Annotated in this window: 1 rRNA gene; it reads left to right on the top strand. The window is 46.5% G+C overall.

The features are described from left to right. Nucleotides 1–24: 24 nt before the first annotated feature. Nucleotides 25–3,053 (top strand): 23S ribosomal RNA (locus MSCUN_RS04725); the annotation flags it as partial.

Raw genomic sequence — 3,053 nt, 5'->3', positions numbered from 1 at the left:
TTTTCTTTGATGAAATTTTGTGCATTTATGTAATTTTTATGCCATCTGGGGGATGGCTAGGCTCAAGATTAACTTATGAAGGTCGTGGCAAGCTGCGATAAGCTTTGGCGAGGAGCACGCATCCTTTGAACCAGAGATTGCCGAATGAGATTCTTATTACTCTTTATCGAGTAATGATCCACTTCTTGTGGATTGGGAACCTGCTGAATTGAAACATCTTAGTAGGCAGAGGAAGAGAAAACAAACGTGATGCCGTTAGTAACGTCGAGCGAAACCGGTATAGAACAAACTGAATCCCTTAAAGAAATTTTAAGGGAGATGTGGTGTTGTAAGAGTAGATTTATATAGCCGTAAATTGTCTCTGTTTAATTATTGTTGGAATACTTTAACCGTAGAGGGTGACAGTCCCGTAAACTTAGAGGTGAAATGGTTATTTCTATATCTTGAGTAGCGTCCATCGGAAATTGGGCGTGAATTAAATAGGGAGGCATCGACTTCTAATTCTAAATATTACTTGAGACCGATAGCGTATTTAGTACCGCGAGGGAAAGCTGAAAAGAACTCTTTTATTAGAGGGTGAAAAGTACCTGAAACCAGATGGCGACAGCCTGGCATGGCATGAAAGGAATGAATCCAAATCGTAACTCTTTATGGTGACACTAAGAGTTCCTTTTGGAGGACTAGTGTTGTGTCATTCGTCTTGAAACACGAGCCAGGGAGTTTGTAGTTGTGGCGAGACTAAGAGGTATATATCCTCGTAGTCGTAGGGAAACCGAGAAAAGCGTAGCACTTTGTGTATGGCTTTCTGATTGTAACATGTCACAGTCACAGCTTTAAAACCCGAAGCCGGTCGATTCAGCCGTGAGCAGAATGAAATCGCTCATACGAGTGATGGAGGTTCGACGAGATGTTGTCCTGCAAAACGCTCTCTTGACTTGCGGTTAGTGGTGAAAGGCCCATCAAGATCGGTGACAGCTGGTTCCTATCGAAATAGCTCCAAGGCTAGACTGACTGGAGATAGCTGGCAAGGTAGAGCACTGATTGAGTGTTTAGGGTGAGAAATTACTCGGCATTCTGTAAAACTCCAAACTTGCCCGCATCGTAGAAGGTTGGATCGAGGGGCGCGGGGTAAGCCTGTGTCCCGAAAGAGAAACAACTCAGACGTTGGTTAAGGTCCCTAAGTGCCGAATTAGTTTAAGGGAGTCATTAGCCCTAGACAGTGGGGAGGTGGGCTTAGAAGCAGCCACCCTTTAACGAGTTCGTAACAGATCACCCATCGAGGTTAATGGCATCTAAAATGGACGGGGTTAAGTCGGCCACCGATACCAATGAACATTTACCGTTTTTTGGTTTATGATTTCGTAGATAGGCGTTCTGCTGGATTTGAAGCTGGGGTGTGAATTCCAGTGGATCTTGCAGAAATGTGGATCCTGGTAGTAGTAGCAGCAAAGTAAAGTGTGAATCTTTATCGCCGGAGGGGCTAGGGTTCCTTGGCAATGTTCGTCAGCCAAGGGTTAGGCGGTCCTAAGGGTAACGGCAATTCCAGTTACTCAAAAGGGAAACAGGTTAATATTCCTGTCCAACTCAACTTACACGGCAACGTTTATGTTTATGCTTTCGACACTTCGTGATATGCCTTGCAGGACTGTCGTCCTGTTTAATCTTTTTAAGCTAATGGAGAACTGTAATAGTGAGAAATTGGTGTCATTGTGATGAGTCATCCTTCTTTTGGATGATTATTGGTTGAATCATGGAGTCCATGAAAAGAGAGTATAATTATTTGGTTGTGTTTCCGTACCGAGATCCGACACAGGTGCCCCTAGTTTAGTAGACTCAGGCGTGTTAGGGTAAACCAGCTAAGGGAATTCGGCAATTTGGCCCCGTAACTTTGGGATAAGGGGTGCCAGCTATGTGTAATAGCTGGTCACAGTGACTAGGGAGGTTCGACTGTTTAATAAAAACATAGCTCCCAGCTAGCCCGTAAGGGTGTGTACTGGGGGCGACACCTGCCCAGTGCTGGCACGTGAAGCTGGGGTTCAACCTGGTGAAGCGCCAGTAAACGGCGGGGGTAACTATAACCCTCTTAAGGTAGCGAAATGCCTTGCCGGACAAGTACCGGCCTGCATGAATGGTAGAACGAAATCTCCACTGTCCCTAGCTGGAACCTAGTGAACCTGCTATTCTGGTGCACAAGCCAGAGACTTCTATTGGGAAGCGAAGACCCCGTAGAGTTTTACTGCAGTCTGCTATTGAGGCTTGGTTGTAAGTATGCAGCGTAAGTAGGAGACTTCGACGGTATGTCGTCAGGCATGTCTGAGTCGTTCATGAGACACTACTTTCTTATGACTGTGTCTCTAACATAACTATCTTTAGGTTATGGACATTGGTAGATGGGCAGTTCGGCTGGGGCGGTACGCGTTTGAAAAGATATCAAACGCGCCCATAAGGTTGGCTCAGGTGGGACAGAGATCCACCGTAGAGTGTAAGGGCATAAGCCAGCCTGACTGTATTTCGAACAGTAAGAAATTCAGAGGCGAAAGCCGGGCCTAACGAACCTCAATGTCCTCGTCGATGGGGGCTTGAGATGACAGAAAAACTACCTCGGGGATAACTGGGTGGTCGCAGGCAAGAGCCCATATCGACCCTGCGGCTTGCTACTTCGATGTCGGTTCTTTCCATCCTGGGTGTGCAGCAGCACCCAAGGGTGGGGCTGTTCGCCCATTAAAGGGGAACGTGAGCTGGGTTTAGACCGTCGTGAGACAGGTTGGTTGCTATCTAATAGAAGTGTTTTGTTGCTTGAGCGGAAGGTGGTTCCAGTACGAGAGGAACGAGCCGTCGGAGCCTCTGGTCTACCAGTTGTCTGACAAGGCATCGCTGGGCAGCTACGCTCTATGATAATAAAGGCTGAAAGCATCTAAGCCTGAGGTATTCCGTAAAAATAAGCAGCTTTTTTAGGGTATGGATAGAAGATCCGTTTGATGGGACTGGGATGTAAGCTTCGAGATTCTTCGTATTCGAGTTGTTAAGTCTGCGGTTTCCAACACCCGAAATTT

It is taken from the genome of Methanosphaera cuniculi (assembly GCF_003149675.1).
In the GTDB taxonomy this organism is placed as follows: domain Archaea; phylum Methanobacteriota; class Methanobacteria; order Methanobacteriales; family Methanobacteriaceae; genus Methanosphaera; species Methanosphaera cuniculi.
Note: the sequence above shows the minus strand (reverse complement) of the source record. Positions and strands in the feature narration are given on the sequence as shown.